Source organism: Ktedonobacter sp. SOSP1-85, from assembly GCF_016587415.1.
GTDB lineage: Bacteria > Chloroflexota > Ktedonobacteria > Ktedonobacterales > Ktedonobacteraceae > Ktedonobacter.
Window position 1 is genome coordinate 837,057 of record NZ_BNJI01000002.1, and the last position, 14,927, is coordinate 851,983.

Here is a 14,927-nt window from a genome sequence, read left to right on the forward strand (position 1 = left end):
TGCCTACCTCCTGTACTTATCCTTCCTTGGGAGTCTTCCTCTTCGTCTGCGTCTTGCGGCCTCCCTTGGATTGCGTGAAGACTCTGACCACACGTTCAGTGATCTCCTGCCTTGTTTCAGGCTGGATGAGTTGTACCCAACGAAGAAGGGTGGTATTGTCTGGGACTCGCGAGTCTGGAATCCGACAAAACCACTGCAACAGTGGGCTCTCGCGAACCTGCTTTTCCGTTTGCTCAAAGCCCCAATTGAAGAACTGTTTGAGGACAAACAATCTCAGGATCACTTCCACAGGCGTGGAGTGACGTCCGTGCTGGCTGGTCAACCGATAGCGTCGTGCCAGGTCCGCTCGGACGTGTCCAGCAGGTCCTCATCGTCGAGCAACCCATCCAATCGTTTGAACAGAACGTCGCTCCTCGTGACCTCCTCAGGTGCCTGAGCGAGCTCCTCATCGAAGGGAGCACGTGTAATGAGCATACCCTTTCCCTCCTCTAGAGCTTGTTTTCCACCTCATTTATGTATTTTACCACCAATTTCACTTCACATTCCTGATCCTGAGTCGTCTCAACAGCCTGTTTTGCACCGGATACTAGTACTACAGTGACAGTTAGTGGGAAACCGTTATAGACTGCTTCCAAGAGGAGAAGCAGAGAACCATGGAAGAACAAGGTAACGGAGAAAACACGGAAGAAGAACTGTTGCAGTGGGCAGCAGCAGAATTGGATCAGGTCCAGGCACGCATCGGACCGCGCTTTCGTCATGCTGAGGCACGCCTACGGGCAGGTCGCTTCCTCCAGGCTCTACTGGCCCCGGTGGAAAGTAAGAATGGGTGGCAGATGGCTGAAGAACTGGGCGAGCAAGGTCCGCGTGCGGTACAGCGGCTATTAGGAGAGGCGGACTGGGATGAGGAGGTGGTCTGCGATGATCTGCGAGCGTATGTGATCGAGCACGTGGGAGACAACGGAGGGATTCTGGTTGTCGATAAAACGGGCTTTCTCAAAAAAGGAAAGAAATCCGCAGGGTCTCTCGGCAGTACAGTGGGACTACCGGGCGGCGGGAGAACAGCCAGATCGGCGTCTTTCTGCTCTATGCCAGCGCCAAAGGCGCGGCGTTTGTAGATCGAGCCCTCTATTTGCCAGAAGAATGGACGAGCGATCGCGTCCGTTGCCGAGAAGCGGATATTCCCGACGAGGTCAGCTTTGCCACGAAAGGAGCGCTCGCCAGACAGATGCTCTCGCGGGCGTTTGCTGCAGGTGTGCCAGCCGAGTGGGTGGTGGGAGATACCGTCTACGGATATGATGAATTGTGTCTCTGGCTGGACTGCCAGCAGAAGAACTACGTGATGGCAGTCCCAGAAACGTATGTCGTGTGGGTGGCTGGACGCCAACAACCCATCGGGCTACTGGCCTTACTGTTACCACAGGAGGCATGGGTAGTGCTCTCGGCGGGAGAGGAAAGCAAGGGCCCGCGCCTCTATGAGAGGGCTTGGCTGCAGTTGCCAGAGCAAACTGAGAGAGGCAACGAGCGCAGGCGCTGGATCTTGATCCGCCGCAGTTTGGCAGACCCGAGTAAGCGAGCATACTATCGCGTGGCGGCCCCGCTCCCACAACGCTTCCTGATCTCGTGCGGGTGGCTGGCAGTCGCTGGAAAATCGAAGAGGCTTGGAAGAAGCCAAGGGAGAAGTCGGATTGGATCAGTATAAAGTGCGCTGTTTTCGGGCCTGGTATCGTTTTGTCACCCTCGCGCTCTTGGCTCACGCCATCCTGGTGGTGCGGGCTCAAGCCAATGAGCAGGAAAAAAAAGTGGAACAGACTGGGCAGCTCTCCGGCTAAGTGTTTCTGTACTACGCCGGTTGATCCACATTCTGCGGGAGCCAGAGGTGCGACGCGGACGGCGACTTTGGTGGTCACGCTTCCGTCGGGGACATCAGGCCAAAGCCAGAGCGTACCATATACAACGCCGCGCGTGTCAGGCGCCTCTGGCTCCTTCCCTGCTTCCCGAGGCGATCCGATTGCCCGATTTGCCAACTCTCACGGATGCCCAAAGGGAGCAACTTCGTCCGCTTCTGCGCGGGCAGAAGCCTCCCACAGGCCGACCAGCCACTGATCATCGTCTGGTGATAGAGGGCATGCTGTGGGTCGTGCGCACTGGCTCGTCCTGGCGTGAGTTGCCCGAACGCTTTGGACCCTGGTCCACTATGGCGAGTCGCTATCAACGTTGGTGTAAAGCGGGCCTCTGGACGCAAATCTTGCACGTCTTGCAGGCCCACGAGGTCCCCGTTTCCTCGTCAGCTTGAACCTTTAACTGTCACTGTAGTACTAGCCCATGCGATTCATAGCTACTATGGTAGTATGCAACTGCTGGATTACCAGGAACAACCACTATGGGTAGTCAATGAGGGTGAATATCACATCATAAATACCTTTGATCTGACGGTTGATCAACTTTTTTAAGAAATACGCTTTAGCCCATGGACAGTAAAGAATGTGCTTGATTTCTATGCGATACGTTATAGCTATGAGGATACTATATATTTTCCAGATGACTTCACTGAGCATTCTGGCGGCATTAGTTTCACCCATGATATGGGGGTCGCCAACGTCTTCTCTCCTCCCCACTACTCAGCATCAGAAATGCTTGCTTGAAGCAACTTAAAAAGGAGCAGACATACGCGGAATGCGTATGTCTGCTCCTTTTTAAGTTGCTTCAAGAAAAGTTACTTCACAGAGCTGACTATTTGCTGCACCATATCCTGAATTTGTAGCAAGAGATCGTGCTCTTCTTCAAAGATTTCTTCATCATCACTTCTGGCGGACATTAACCTCTGGTAGTCGCTCAGGTAGCGCAGAATCGTCTTAAGCTTTGTCTTACGCACACGCTCTTGAGACATGTTGGTAACCTTAGAAGGTTCACCTTGATCACTTTCACTGAGGCGCTCTCTGGCAGAAGCCGATACTGAACTCTGTTCAGCAGAGACGCTTATTTCACTTGCCAGTACAGCATTTACATTGGCACTTGTAGCACTCTCATCCTCAGCCAGCAGACCTTCACGTTTTCGACGCTTGAGTTCTTCAATATATCCGGGAAGGTCTTCAGTCGTCAGCTTTCTATTAAGCAGCTGCGCAATAATCTGAGCACGCTCTGTGACATCTTCAATATCAAGCAGGTAGATGACAGCACGCATACTATCTGTCTTCATCTCGACAAAAGCCTGGATATCTGCCGGTGCTTTTGCCAGGCGCAGACGGTTGCGTACATAACCACGATCTTTCTTAATCGCGCTTGCAACCTCTACCTGAGTCAGTCCCATCTGGTCAATCATAATCAAGAAAAGCTTGCCCTCTTCCAAAGGTGAGAGATCTTCGCGCTGAATATTCTCTGTCGCGGCCAGAGTAGCCATATCTTGATCAGACCATGAATGAACAATAACCGGCAGTTTCTTGAGGCCCGCTCGCTTAGCGGCTTCGCGCCGTCGATGGCCAGCAGTTAATTGATAAGTGCCAGGACGTTGAGGGTGAGGGCGCGCAACCAACACGCCCTGGAAGCCGTGGCTAGCAATAGTCTCTGAAAGCTGCTGCAGGCTCTCTTCCTCCATGGCTACACGCGGCTGAAAAGGATTATCAAACAACAAATCGATATCGATTTGTTGGGGCTGCTTTTCGTGAAGCAAGCGCTGCTCTTCTTCCTGAACCTTGGAAGTAAAAATGCTTGAAGCAAGGCCATTGGCGGTTGCTGTCCTGAGGTAACCTACATCTAAGGCTGATTTTTTAGATCTCCCTGGCACACGTTCCTCCTAGCGTTTAACGGTTTCAATAGCAGAGAAAGCTCGATTGAACAGTGTAATTACAATGTGTCTGCATGAATGGCCTGTACGACCCGCTCAACGGGTTCGCGAGCTGGTCCACCTACAGACCGGAGGAGTTCTTCCAGCAGACGCCAATAATCCTTAGCATGTTCACTATATGGATCACTGATTACAACAACAGAGCGCCTGTTCGCCGCGTTAGTAAAAACAGCGCTCTGGCGCAAGTATGAATCAAAACAAGAAATACCTAATTCCTTTGAAAGGTCCCCTCGTAGGGTATCTATGATTTCCTGGTGACCTTTGTATTTTTGCACCTTTGTGAAAACGACACCTGCAATAACCAGGTTAGGATTAAGCGAATCGTCCTTCACCTGGTGAACCACCTGGAGCAAATCTCCCAATCCCTGGACAGATAACACCTCTGGAATCAGGGGTATGAAAAGGACCTGTGACGCACACAGTGCATTAACCGTCAAAACTCCAAGCGAAGGATTAGTGTCAATCAAGATGTAGTCATATTGACTGGCTACAGGAGCTAAAGCTCGTCGCAGAAGTACTGGCCAGGTGAGCTTGCCTCGTAGTTCTCCATCAGCGGCACTTGCACGCATATTGATAGGAATCAAATCTGGGCCATGCACAACCTCACCACGCGCTTGATTTGTCCCGGGATCAAAAAATGCAAGTGACTCCGAATCAATACACGTAGGGAGGATAATATCTTTTAACGCAACCTTACCTAGAAGTACATCATATAAAGTATGTTCTAGTGTGTTACGCTCATAGCCAAAAGTAAACGTTAAATGTCCCTGAGGATCACTATCTATTGCCAGAACACGAAAACCAAGTCGGGAAAGCATCACAGCTAGATTTGCCGTTGAGGTAGTCTTAGTAACTCCTCCCTTTTCGTTTACAGCAGCTAAAACAATTGCTTCCGTCTGCCTCTGATCATTCATACGTGCATCCTTCCCACTGCGTAAGCCAATCTCAAAACCAAAAGCCTTACCGACCTTTTTTCTCTTCTTCCTCGTCATCTCCACCACCTCCAATTTTGTCAGTCCCATCATACCATTAGCCATTTTGACTTGCAATGCTTAAACCACTTTTTTAAAGCCAATCCTAAAAAGTTGTTACACAATGGTTTCGCGAAACCATTGTGTAACAACTTTTTAGGAGGATTTTCCTCACTGCATAGCGAAATTACAAGTTCTTAGTAATTAAGAAGCAAATTGGAACAAGAAATAGTGGTTCAGTCAGTCGGTCAGTACTTTTCGCGTATATAGTAAACAATCTTAAAGACAAGATTTTCCTCAGGAAAAATGGTATTATATGATATAGAGAGACAAAACAATAACATCATTTTTCTGTTTTGCGCAACCTATGCGACCAGTAGCTTGAGCCAGCTTAACACTATCAAAATAAGTTACGCTTGTTTCTATTACATATCATAACGGTATAATCTCAGTTGCTGATAGCTCTCCCTAACGATGCCTAGATAGTACTCCAATTGAAAAGCTAAAGGATTATCCAGAAAAAGAAAATAATCTGGTAATCTTAAGAGTAAATATAACTGTTTCCATGTGTAGGATAAAAAGGAGCTTGATCCTATTTATTTTTTGAGCACTGAGGGGAGTGGCAACTAGACCTCTCGTAAGATAGGTAAAGAACCAAATATATAGAAGATTTCTCCCTACTAGCGAAGGAGCTTTAATGTGATAACAGGTATGTGGACGATATGGGGCACCGATCCCGATACACATCAGGAAATCTGGTACTGGCATCCTCCTATCGTCCCGGTCGAAGAGGATGCTGAACAGCTACGCACTGATAAATGGGTTCCCGTTGATCCAGAACAACAACACACCCTCTTTTTAACACTCCTTGGCCAGTTAGCCGAAATCCGCTATCTCAAAAAAGATGCAGATGATACTGTTGAAGCCTGGGTCCAGCAAGAAGATATGGTCTATGCCAGTACTACCCCGGTTGTTCTGGCCTTTTATCTGCCTGAGCATCTACGAGGCGCAACTGCTTCCTCCTCTATTTCGCCTTCTGTGGCAGATATCGCAGACGCCCCTTCAATGCCGCTACTGGTAGGCGACACCCTTGCGTCCGTCCAATTTGGAGAGGTTGCCCTGGTCGCCGATCCAAGCGCTGGTGGCTGGCATCCATATCGCCTCCAGTTTCTTGGCGAGGAGGGGCTAGCTATTCAGCAGCAAATGCTTCGAGAAATTACGCAGCTTGAGGTAGATGCTCGTACTAGTCGTAGCCACAAGCGCTTTAAGACACGCCTGCTCAAATCTTATCAGGTGGCCGTCCGCCAGGAACGCTATTTGAAATTACACCAGTTGGCGCAAAAACTTGCAGAGCTTTACTGGAAAAGCTATCAAGGCCTCTCACCTCGCACTTCAACGACATCTCTTATTCGAACATTGCCTGAGACCCCATATGTGGTCGGCAAGGGCACGATCATTCCTGCTCCTCAGCCAGTACAGGCTGTTCTCGCAGCTTATAGTAACGCCCAGGCTGGAGCAGAAGATTGGGATACTATTAAAAGTGTCCCTACATTTGTCTACAACAAAGAAAATGGAACTACACATGTTGAGTTCCGTCCTAGCGATCCCAGTACTCAACTCGATAATGCGACTATTCAGTCACTCTGGTCTCAGGTACGCCAGCTCTCTGACATCGATGGGGATGTGCTAATTGCGATGCTGGCCCAGGCTATTGCGGCACCTCACGATGAAAAAGACGGTGTATGGATTACGGGAAAACTTATCCTCGATTATCGGGGAATTTCACCCATTATGAAGCGTGAAAACGGGAAGCTACGGCGTGCAGGTCATCGTCAGGAGGATCTTGCAGATGTGGCAGCTTGCATGAGTCGTATGAGCAATACCTGGATACGTGTCGAACAGTGGATTGAGGATGATCGTGAGCATTCAGGGCGTAAATCGCGTTCAAAGAAAGAGCCAAAAACATATCTTTATACCCGTGAAAGCCGCTTAATTAATGTAACTGACATTATTCGTCAACATGAATTACAGCAGATTAACGGCAAACCTCCCATGGAACAACCACAAAATAGTATAGCAATTGCTTGGCGCTACCAGGTAGGTAGCTGGGTGGAACCATTTCTGCAAGGGGCGAACCGACAGGTTGCCTGGCTTTTACAACAGGTGCTCAGCTATGATCCTTATCACGAAACGTGGGAGAAACGCCTGGCACGCTACTTCACTTTCCACATGCGTATCAATTCGACCAAGGGAGGAGTCATCATTGAACGTGAGGTGGGAAAAATTATAGAGGAATTAAGCCTTCCAGTAAATCAACGTGATCCAGATCGAACGCGTAAACGCTTCGAAAAAGCCATGGATCGCTTACAAGCTGATTTATTAGTATCAGAATGGATTTATGTATCGGATAATCCTCCTCTGCCTAAACGCAAGTGGTTACCAACATGGCTACAATATCGTATTAGGATAGCCGCGACCTCGGCACTCCAAAACCACTATTTGCCTGAGGCAAATTGACCCCTAGATGTTGCACTCTCTGCACAATTCGGTTTATTGTCAGGGAGTGCGACTATACTCCCAAACTTTTGAGTAAAGAAGTTTCCTTACAGTAAACGAGCCAGAAAGCCCCAGTCATTTATGCCGGGGATGAATGGCTCTTCCTTGTTTGGGGTGTGGGTGGTGTAGGATGATATGTAGGATCGTACCACATGAGAAAAGCATCAACCGCACGTCGTACTAATTCGGCAACAGGGACACCCTCTTTCTCAGCTTGCTCATGCAATTTTTGGTGCTGCTTTTCATTGAGATAAATGTTTGTGCGTTTCATTCTTTCCCCTCTTGTATACATCGTAATTTTGATGTATACTATAACACAGCAAGGGGAAAGGAGCAAGGGCGTAATGCTTATCTACGAATATAAGTGTGATGGCACCCAAGCACAATACGCAGCTATTGATGAGGCTATTCGCATCGTGCAATTTATTCGTAATAAATGCTTGCGTCTTTGGATGGATGACCACGCAAACAAGAATGATTTGCAATGTTATTGCGCTGTTCTTGCCAAAGAACACCCCTTTGTCTTTTCCCTCAATTCTCAGGCTCGTCAAGCCAGTGCGGATCGGGCATGGTCTGCCATTGCGCGCTTCTATGACAACTGCAAACAGAAGAAACCAGGGAAGAAGGGCTATCCTCGCTTTCAGCATGATAACCGCTCTGTGGAGTACAAACAAACGGGCTGGAAGCTGGACCCTGATGGCAAGCATATCACCTTTACCGATGGCTGTGGCATTGGCAGGCTGCGTTTAATCGGGAGTCGTGATCTGGCAACTCGCCCCATTCCTGCTCTCATGCGTGTTCGTCTCATCCGGTGTGCAGACGGCTATTATGCCCAATTTTGTCTTCAGGCACAGCGAAGGAGAGAGCATACTCCCACAGGCAAACAGGTCGGGATTGACGTTGGCTTAAAAGCGTTCTATACCGATTCTGAAGGGAATACCGTTGAGAACCCTCGCCATTATCGCAAGGCAGAAAAACGCCTCAAACGCTTGCAACGTCGTCTCTCCCGCAAACAAAAGAAGAGTAAGAACCGTAAGAAAGCTCGTCAAGCGGTCGCCAAAGCCCATTTACAAGTCCAAAGGCAGCGTGAAGATTTTGCCAGAAAGCAGGCAAACACGCTCGTCTCGTCTCACGACCTGATTGCCTTTGAAGACGTGCAAATCCGCAACATGGTACGCAACAGACACTTAGCCAAGAGCATACACGATGCCGGGTGGGGGCAATTTCTGGCCTGGGTCAAATACTATGCGGCAATGCATAATATCCCTGTTGCAGCTGTCCCGCCACACTACACCAGTCAGAACTGTTCAGCGTGTGGAACGCTGGTGAAGAAAAGCTTGAGTGTGCGAACTCACCTCTGCACAGGGTGCGGCGTCGTGTTGGATCGAGACCACAACGCCGCGATGAACATTTTGCAGAAGGCTCTCAGTACCGTAGGGCATACGGGAACCGATGCACCTTTGAGTGCATGAAACGCTTCTGGACAGGAAAACCTCTACTGGCTCCCAGTGATGGGAGGAAGCAAGTTGCCTGGATGAAGGAAGAATCCCCTGGATTTATTCAGGGGAGTGTCAATAACACAATAATCTGACACAAAAGTAGTCCATCATCCTCATCACCACATCTTTAATTTTAAAAACTTCGTCATCCACATTTGCGCATACCGCTACGTTATCACGCGCGTAGCTAATTCCACTCCTATCCTGATGGCAAAAATCAACAGACAAAATACCGGGCTCGCTTGTCTGAAGAGCAGCAAAATCAGCCAATAACTGGTAAATTACACAGACCACTCATACCTATAGAGCTCGATTTTACTCGTTAAAACCTTCACTTATTGCCCAAATTGGCAGTTTACCAGAGCAAATAGAGATTTTACATTGCTTCGCTATAGAGATGAAGCATCAGTTTATACAAAATTTACTCTTACTTATCTTGTAAAGGCCTTATTATTGCAAAAAGATTGCGTGAATAGGCTACGTTATTAGGCGCGCTCTCGTATGTACGCATCTTTTCTTCTATCAAATAAGCACATGCACTGTTAGTTTTTCTACCCGCTACGTTATTCAGCGGGATATTTTTAGCGTTTTGGGGCTACGCTATTAGGCGCAAACCGCTATTTGAGTTCCTTGAAGGGGCTTTTAACCAAAATGGCTAAAGGTCTAGAGAGAGGGGGCTACGTTATCATGCGCAAACCGCTACGTTATTGTGCGTAATACAGAGATGTGAGTTGGCTCTAGAAGCCAATTCACCCAAAAAAATATAGGTGCGACAATAAAAAGGTGTATTGAATTCTGCTCTAGAACCATTGATACTAAGAATACAGTTGTCACACAAAAGCGGAGTAGGGGAGGATACTTTGTTATGAAGCAAAGTGGATGGAGGATCTTAATGTTGTACAACTGGAGGAATTTTCCGAGGCAAAAAAAGTGCCAGTTATCCAGATCCTTTTGCCAACCACTGGAAAACTGGCCAACACCCTAAACATATAACCAATACGAAAGTATCAGTTACATGCTTAGAATATGCCACAGCCTGCCCTTTGTCAAGTGAACGGGACTCATAGGGAGACCAGGGCAAGGTCGATGAAAGCGCATATCAGGCTCATCCCTCGGAAAATTCGCTGCAAAAAATTGCCAGGTGAGGGGATGTATGTATATAGCGTCGAATGGACGAAAACGATATAGCCGGGAAATGCCAACAATAGAAGATGCAAGTAAGGATGTAGGTGTCGCAAGAGAATGTGTTCAACCTGCGACATTAGAGGCAATCGAGAAACTATTTCCATCTCCAATGAATGGTATAGAGTTCCTTGGATTAGTTCTGCGCTATGCAACAATTAAGCAGCTCACTTTACCTTCCTTCGCGCAGGAACAGAGCTTCGCCGTCATTACCGTCAAAAATATTCGTGTGTTGAGTAAGCTCATTGGCTGGAGCTACGATACAACACATAAATATGTGGCACTCTTTTGTGCGCTTGGCTTCTTCGTAAAGGGAAGAAGACAACGCCAGGTAGAGCTCTACTTCCCACTAGATAGCTATATTCCACCAGAATCACTTGCAGCGCTAGACAACCTTATTGCTGAGTATCGCCCTAAGGTGCGTCAGAGTGCCCAACAGGTGAAAACACGTTTTCTATTGTATTTTAGCTCGCCACAAACCTTCTTCGATAAGATGGGAGTTCCCGGCGAGCTACAACCCATGCTGCAAGAAATTCGTCAACTTTTCCAACATGAAGGGGTAGACTCTAAAAAGCAACAGAATCTCCTTGTACAAATTGCACACGTCTTTCAACGTGTGCTGCCGAGTAAACAATTCGAAACGGTAGACACAGCACAAAAAAGTCTTCCTACCTCAGCACATCCAATTCTGTCGTCCAGGCAAGCAGAGGACCAGTCCTCCGAGCAATTGTCGCTTAAGAGCAATGCAAGCACACTAAAAAATCGACCCTCTAAGTCAGAAAAGGTAGACCCTTCTTATAAGATTCCGCTCTCAGCGAGACCTGCATTGCCACAGAAAAAAAGTCGGCCCTCTACACCAGAGAATCTAATGATCGACTCCAAGCAACAGAGAGTAGACTCTTTTCCTTCATCCACTCAAAATGTAGTAGACTTTAAGCAACAAAGGGTAGACTCTTTCTCCATACCTATATCTGAGAAAGCAGACTTTTCTTTACTAGAGGTAGACTCCTTGGAGGAGCAAGAGGAAGTCATGCCAAAAAGTCTCCCTTTGGGTGTAGACTTTTCACATATTCAGGAAAAAGAGGGCGACTTTTTAGCTGAGAAAGGTGACTTTTCCTCTTTGCATAGCACGCAAAAAGTCAACCCCCTTGATGAGAAGGGAGACTTTTCGCAGCATGAGTCGCCTGTTAGAGTCGACTTTCATCCGACAAGGGACGACTTTTCGCAAAAAGTCGCCTCCATTACCGAAAATCAGGTAGACTTAAACGACTTAAATAACGTTAACGTTAATAAAATAATTACTAATAACTTAAATAACGTTAACGTTAAAAGTCTACAAACCTTAGCAGCGTTTCTGGGAACTATTCTGGGCGAGGATCGCTCCAAGTGGGGAATTTATGTTGTTCACCTCAAGCAGCATTCACAACCGGAAGCCATCATAGCAGCCTTGATGAAGACTTTAAGTTGTAAGTTCCGTGATGGTTCGCTACATAATCCGCCAGCTTTCTTCCTGGCACGTAGCAAAGAGTATCACGTTGCTATTCCAGATGATGTGCACCAACTCGTAGACCAGTATGCGTCCCTGTCATACGGTCAGTTGATTGAGGCACTCAAACAGCCAGCATCATCTTTAAAAGAAGGTCATAGCCAGGGTAACTATCAGGCAAGGGAGATTAAGTCTTCAGCGCTTCAGGTGCTAAAAGCGCCACCACTATATATTCAACTACAACCTGATCAGGCTCATATGTCTTTGCAGGATGCCACAGAACTCTATAAGCAACTTTGCAATGATCCACGTATGGTTCTCTGTAAGAAGTTTATTCTGCCAGTGGATGTTGAGAAAACACGCTATGTTCTCTTGCTTGATGTTACTGTCTCTAATAAAGTACGCCAGACATTTCTCTATTCCCAGCAAGAGTGGTATGAACGCAGCCAGAACATGCGTACCTGCCTCAGCCTCTTTGAGTCTTCAGAGGTGCTACAAAGGTCACAAAATCGCTTTGCCGCTCTACGGGACCTACTAAAGAAAAAAACGCCGTAGTAAGCCTCTCAGCGCGAAAGCATGCAGGAAATGCTACTGTTTTCCCATGTGGCTTACACATTAAGCCATTTTACAGGGCTTCTTAGAGAATCCTCTCGTGAAATTGCTTACCTCATGATGGTTTCTTGAAACCATCATGAGGCTGTGAAATCCGAGCTTACAGTTGGATGCATGTGTAACGCTTATGATCTGGTTGGGGCAATCCATATTCGGTTAGTTTGCCAGCTTGCCAACTTGCAGGCGTATGGCGAAGCGTAGCAGTTGTATCTACCATGGGAAAGGTACCCAGCTTGGAGGTGTGAGCTGGTCAAGCAGTTGGCCGAGAATGTATTTGGGCAAAATAGGGAAGGGTGGCTCTGGCCAACGTGAATCCCAATGATGCCCGTTCACAACTAGGAGCGCACGATAACGTGCCTTTTCACCATTTTCGAGCGTGATTTCCCAGCCTGCATTTGCCAGGGGGTGGCGTCCACGACTTTGCTATTAAAGTGAATTTCGTCGCGAAAACCGAAGTTGTTAACGCTGAGTCGCCCTGTCAAGGATGTGCTGATTATAGTACGATAAAGGTGAAGCCTCGTTGTTGCAGTTCACTGATGATGAGTGCAAGTGCTTGTACCGTTTCTGCACGATCCCCTCCTCCATCGTGCATCAAGATAATATCGCCCCCTTTTATCTTAGTGAGAACTGTTTCTACAATCTGATCTACGCCTGGCTGTTGCCAGTCCTGTGTATCAATAGACCAGAATATCTGAGTAAGGCCAAACTCTCTCGCAATATTATTGACATTTTCGTTTGTCGAGCCGTAGGGAGGCCGAAAAAGCTCTGGCGTAATTCCTGTAGCTTGCTCTATCTCTGTAGAGGTGGATTGTATTTGTTTGCGAATAATATCAAGAGGAAGCACTGTGAGGTTCACATGGCTCCAGGAGTGATTCTCTACGGCGTTGCCTTGCTGGTTCTCCTGTAGTGCTAAATCTGGGTAAGTTTGGACTTGCTCTCCAACACAGAAAAAGGTGGCATGTACTCCATAATGCGCGAGTACATTGAGCACGAGGGGGGTATAGGTTGGATCTGGCCCATCATCGAATGTTAACGCAATTGAGCTAGAAACATCCCCGCGTGTTATAGTTTGAGGAGCTAATAGTGAAGAAAGTAAAAAGCGAGGGTAGTTTATATTGCTATGAGCAACATGTGCTTGAAAGGCAATGGCTTGAGCCTGTATTGTACCAGGCAGCAGGCTTAGCACAAAGAGCCAGCACACTAGACCCCAGCGTATATCATGAGCGCCTTGTTGCATCTTTATACCAGACTTTCTTACCTATACATGCTGCTTTTTTCTTATAGTTTAATCCTAGAAAACAAGAGAAGGAAAATTTACCTTTGGATAGCTTCAAGTATACTGTTATCTCTCATGAGGGAATGCGCTATTGTAATCCTTTAAGCTCAGAGAAAATTGAGACTGTGCTGGATTTGTTGGATTTCGTAAATACGGCGCGGGTGTTAGATCTTGCTTCAGGGAAGGGCGAATTATTGCTTCGCCTGGTCGAGCGTTATGGCGCTGAGGCGCTGGGTGTCGATCTTGCTTCTCCTTTCATTGCTGAAGCTCAAGCTCAGGCGAGCACAAGGATTCCTCATAAGAAAGTTACTTTTCTAGAGCAGGATGTTACAACGCTTCAGGTTGAGCCGGAATCTCTGGATCTGGTGAGCTGTTTGGGTGGATGTCACATCTTAGGCGGTTTTCAGCCCACACTCCAGCAGGTTAAAAGCTGGGTGAAGCCTGGCGGGTATATCCTCTTGGGCGATGGATATTGGAAGCAGGAACCGCAGCCCGAATATCTTGCTGCTTTTGGGGGGAGCCGCGATGAATGTATGACACATGCTCAGAATGTCACCATTGGTCCCGCAGAAGGTTTGGTTCCTCTCTATGCCTGTGTCTGTAATGATGATGAGTGGGATCGTTATGAATGGCTACATTTGCGCAATATAGAGCTCTATGCCAGAAAGCATTCAGAAGATCCAGATGTGCCTGGACTACTAAAACGCATTCGTGCTTGGCGTGATACATATGTGCGTTGGGGGCGCGATACTTTAGGTTTTGGTTTATACCTTTTTCAAAAATAAGAGCTATCAAAACTTTTGCCAGCTTATAGTGTAACCCAACTGTAGCCCAACATCCTATGCAAGCGCATCGCGACGCAAGTTTGAACCAAAATGCTCCTGCTTAACGTAATATAAGCACAATTGCATCTACAACTTACCAAGTTGCAGGAGGAATAAAAGATTATGGTATTAGCTGCATTCGTTATTACCTTTACTAAATTGCTTGTCTGGTTCCTGGTGGCATTGCTTGTGGGCGTTGTTGGCGAACTTATCGCGCGCCGTCGTGCTCCTGATGGCATCATTGGAGCCGTTTTGTTGGGTTTCCTGGCGATTTTTATCGTGGTTGGTCTCCTAAACTTCAGCATCGCTGGTGAACCACTTCTGGCGGGTGTACCCCTGGTTAGCTCGATTCTTGTGGCCGCGATCCTGGTGTTCATCTGGAGCGGCTTTGCTTACCATCGCGTGCGTCCTTATTACTATCGTCGTGGTACCTATACACGTGCCCCTCGCCGCCGCCGTCGCTGGTTCTAAGCCATACGGTAAATCAGCATAAGCAAAGAAGAAGCAGGCAAGCTCTCTACGGAAAGAGCTTGCCTGCTTCTTCTCTATGAGTTGAGAAGGTATATATTTAGTCCTTCTGTTTAGGAAGCGAGAGGTGGTATGCCTTGTTTGACATAAATTGGTCATTTTCTTATGTCCAAATGAGGTGTAAGATAATGCTGGGTTTGTATTTACTAAAA

Annotated in this window: 13 protein-coding genes and 2 pseudogenes; 9 read left to right on the forward strand and 6 right to left on the reverse strand. The window is 47.4% G+C overall.

Going from position 1 to position 14,927, the window contains the following annotated elements:
• Positions 1–16 precede the first annotated feature (16 nt).
• Both KTE_RS49890 and KTE_RS31865 read right to left on the reverse strand, forming a co-directional pair.
• Positions 17–322, reverse strand: coding sequence for a transposase (locus tag KTE_RS49890; RefSeq protein WP_374226830.1), 306 nt, complete (start codon positions 320–322; stop codon positions 17–19).
• Positions 319–474, reverse strand: a complete 156-nt coding sequence (locus KTE_RS31865; RefSeq protein ID WP_201388700.1) for a hypothetical protein — start codon at positions 472–474, stop codon at positions 319–321. The genes KTE_RS49890 and KTE_RS31865 overlap by 4 nt, the downstream gene beginning before the upstream one ends.
• A 179-nt stretch (positions 475–653) precedes the next feature.
• Here KTE_RS31865 and KTE_RS31870 point away from each other — a divergent pair.
• The 4 genes and pseudogenes from KTE_RS31870 to KTE_RS49900 all read left to right on the forward strand — a co-directional run.
• A pseudogene (locus KTE_RS31870) lies at positions 654–1,699 on the forward strand (IS701 family transposase).
• Positions 1,686–1,829 (forward strand): hypothetical protein, encoded by a 144-nt coding sequence (locus KTE_RS48010; RefSeq protein WP_236600755.1) that lies wholly within the window; start codon positions 1,686–1,688, stop codon positions 1,827–1,829. Before KTE_RS31870 ends, KTE_RS48010 begins: the two are co-directional and overlap by 14 nt.
• Positions 1,830–1,876: 47 nt before the next feature.
• Positions 1,877–2,293 (forward strand): transposase, encoded by a 417-nt coding sequence (locus tag KTE_RS49895; RefSeq protein ID WP_201388702.1) that lies wholly within the window; start codon positions 1,877–1,879, stop codon positions 2,291–2,293.
• Positions 2,294–2,312: 19 nt separating this feature from the next.
• Positions 2,313–2,633 (forward strand): annotated as a pseudogene (locus KTE_RS49900) (glycoside hydrolase family 52 protein); the annotation flags it as partial.
• An 80-nt stretch (positions 2,634–2,713) separates the two neighbouring features.
• Here the strand turns inward: KTE_RS49900 and KTE_RS31890 are convergent.
• On the reverse strand, positions 2,714–3,781 hold the full coding sequence (locus KTE_RS31890; protein WP_201388708.1) for a ParB/RepB/Spo0J family partition protein: 1,068 nt from the start codon (positions 3,779–3,781) through the stop codon (positions 2,714–2,716).
• Between the two features lie 59 nt (positions 3,782–3,840).
• Positions 3,841–4,878 carry a ParA family protein gene (locus tag KTE_RS31895; protein WP_201373550.1) on the reverse strand — a complete coding sequence of 346 codons (1,038 nt, stop codon included), beginning with the start codon at positions 4,876–4,878 and terminating at the stop codon, positions 3,841–3,843.
• A 633-nt stretch (positions 4,879–5,511) separates the two neighbouring features.
• Here KTE_RS31895 and KTE_RS31900 point away from each other — a divergent pair.
• Positions 5,512–7,329, forward strand: coding sequence for a hypothetical protein (locus KTE_RS31900; RefSeq protein WP_201388710.1), 1,818 nt, complete (start codon positions 5,512–5,514; stop codon positions 7,327–7,329).
• A gap of 118 nt (positions 7,330–7,447) precedes the next feature.
• Here the strand turns inward: KTE_RS31900 and KTE_RS31905 are convergent, their stop codons facing one another.
• The gene (locus tag KTE_RS31905) at positions 7,448–7,660 is read right to left on the reverse strand and encodes a ribbon-helix-helix domain-containing protein (protein ID WP_307812015.1); all 213 of its coding nucleotides are present in this window, start codon (positions 7,658–7,660) and stop codon (positions 7,448–7,450) included.
• Between the two features lie 52 nt (positions 7,661–7,712).
• On the opposite strand from KTE_RS31905, the gene KTE_RS31910 reads away from it, so the two are divergent.
• Positions 7,713–8,840 (forward strand): RNA-guided endonuclease TnpB family protein, encoded by a 1,128-nt coding sequence (locus tag KTE_RS31910; RefSeq protein WP_201388714.1) that lies wholly within the window; start codon positions 7,713–7,715, stop codon positions 8,838–8,840.
• A 1,222-nt stretch (positions 8,841–10,062) separates the two neighbouring features.
• Positions 10,063–12,090, forward strand: coding sequence for a hypothetical protein (locus KTE_RS31915; RefSeq protein WP_201388716.1), 2,028 nt, complete (start codon positions 10,063–10,065; stop codon positions 12,088–12,090).
• 550 nt (positions 12,091–12,640) lie between these two features.
• On the opposite strand, the gene KTE_RS31920 is transcribed toward KTE_RS31915, so the two are convergent.
• Positions 12,641–13,384 (reverse strand): polysaccharide deacetylase family protein, encoded by a 744-nt coding sequence (locus KTE_RS31920; RefSeq protein WP_201388718.1) that lies wholly within the window; start codon positions 13,382–13,384, stop codon positions 12,641–12,643.
• Between the two features lie 83 nt (positions 13,385–13,467).
• Between KTE_RS31920 and KTE_RS31925 the strand changes: the two genes are divergently transcribed.
• On the forward strand, positions 13,468–14,208 hold the full coding sequence (locus KTE_RS31925; protein WP_201388720.1) for a cyclopropane-fatty-acyl-phospholipid synthase family protein: 741 nt from the start codon (positions 13,468–13,470) through the stop codon (positions 14,206–14,208).
• A gap of 162 nt (positions 14,209–14,370) precedes the next feature.
• Positions 14,371–14,718, forward strand: a complete 348-nt coding sequence (locus tag KTE_RS31930) for a transglycosylase (protein WP_201388722.1) — start codon at positions 14,371–14,373, stop codon at positions 14,716–14,718.
• The last annotated feature ends 209 nt before the right edge of the window (positions 14,719–14,927 follow it).

Excerpts from the sequence above, each read along its gene's own strand:
- KTE_RS31865 (WP_201388700.1), bottom strand. The coding sequence starts at position 474 with ATGCTCATTACACGTGCTCCCTTCGATGAGGAGCTCGCTCAGGCACCT.
- KTE_RS31895 (WP_201373550.1), bottom strand. The coding sequence starts at position 4,878 with ATGGCTAATGGTATGATGGGACTGACAAAATTGGAGGTGGTGGAGATG.
- KTE_RS31905 (WP_307812015.1), bottom strand. The coding sequence starts at position 7,660 with ATGTATACAAGAGGGGAAAGAATGAAACGCACAAACATTTATCTCAAT.
- KTE_RS31910 (WP_201388714.1), top strand. The coding sequence starts at position 7,713 with ATGCTTATCTACGAATATAAGTGTGATGGCACCCAAGCACAATACGCA.
- KTE_RS31915 (WP_201388716.1), top strand. The coding sequence starts at position 10,063 with ATGCCAACAATAGAAGATGCAAGTAAGGATGTAGGTGTCGCAAGAGAA.
- KTE_RS31920 (WP_201388718.1), bottom strand. The coding sequence starts at position 13,384 with ATGCAACAAGGCGCTCATGATATACGCTGGGGTCTAGTGTGCTGGCTC.
- KTE_RS31930 (WP_201388722.1), top strand. The coding sequence starts at position 14,371 with ATGGTATTAGCTGCATTCGTTATTACCTTTACTAAATTGCTTGTCTGG.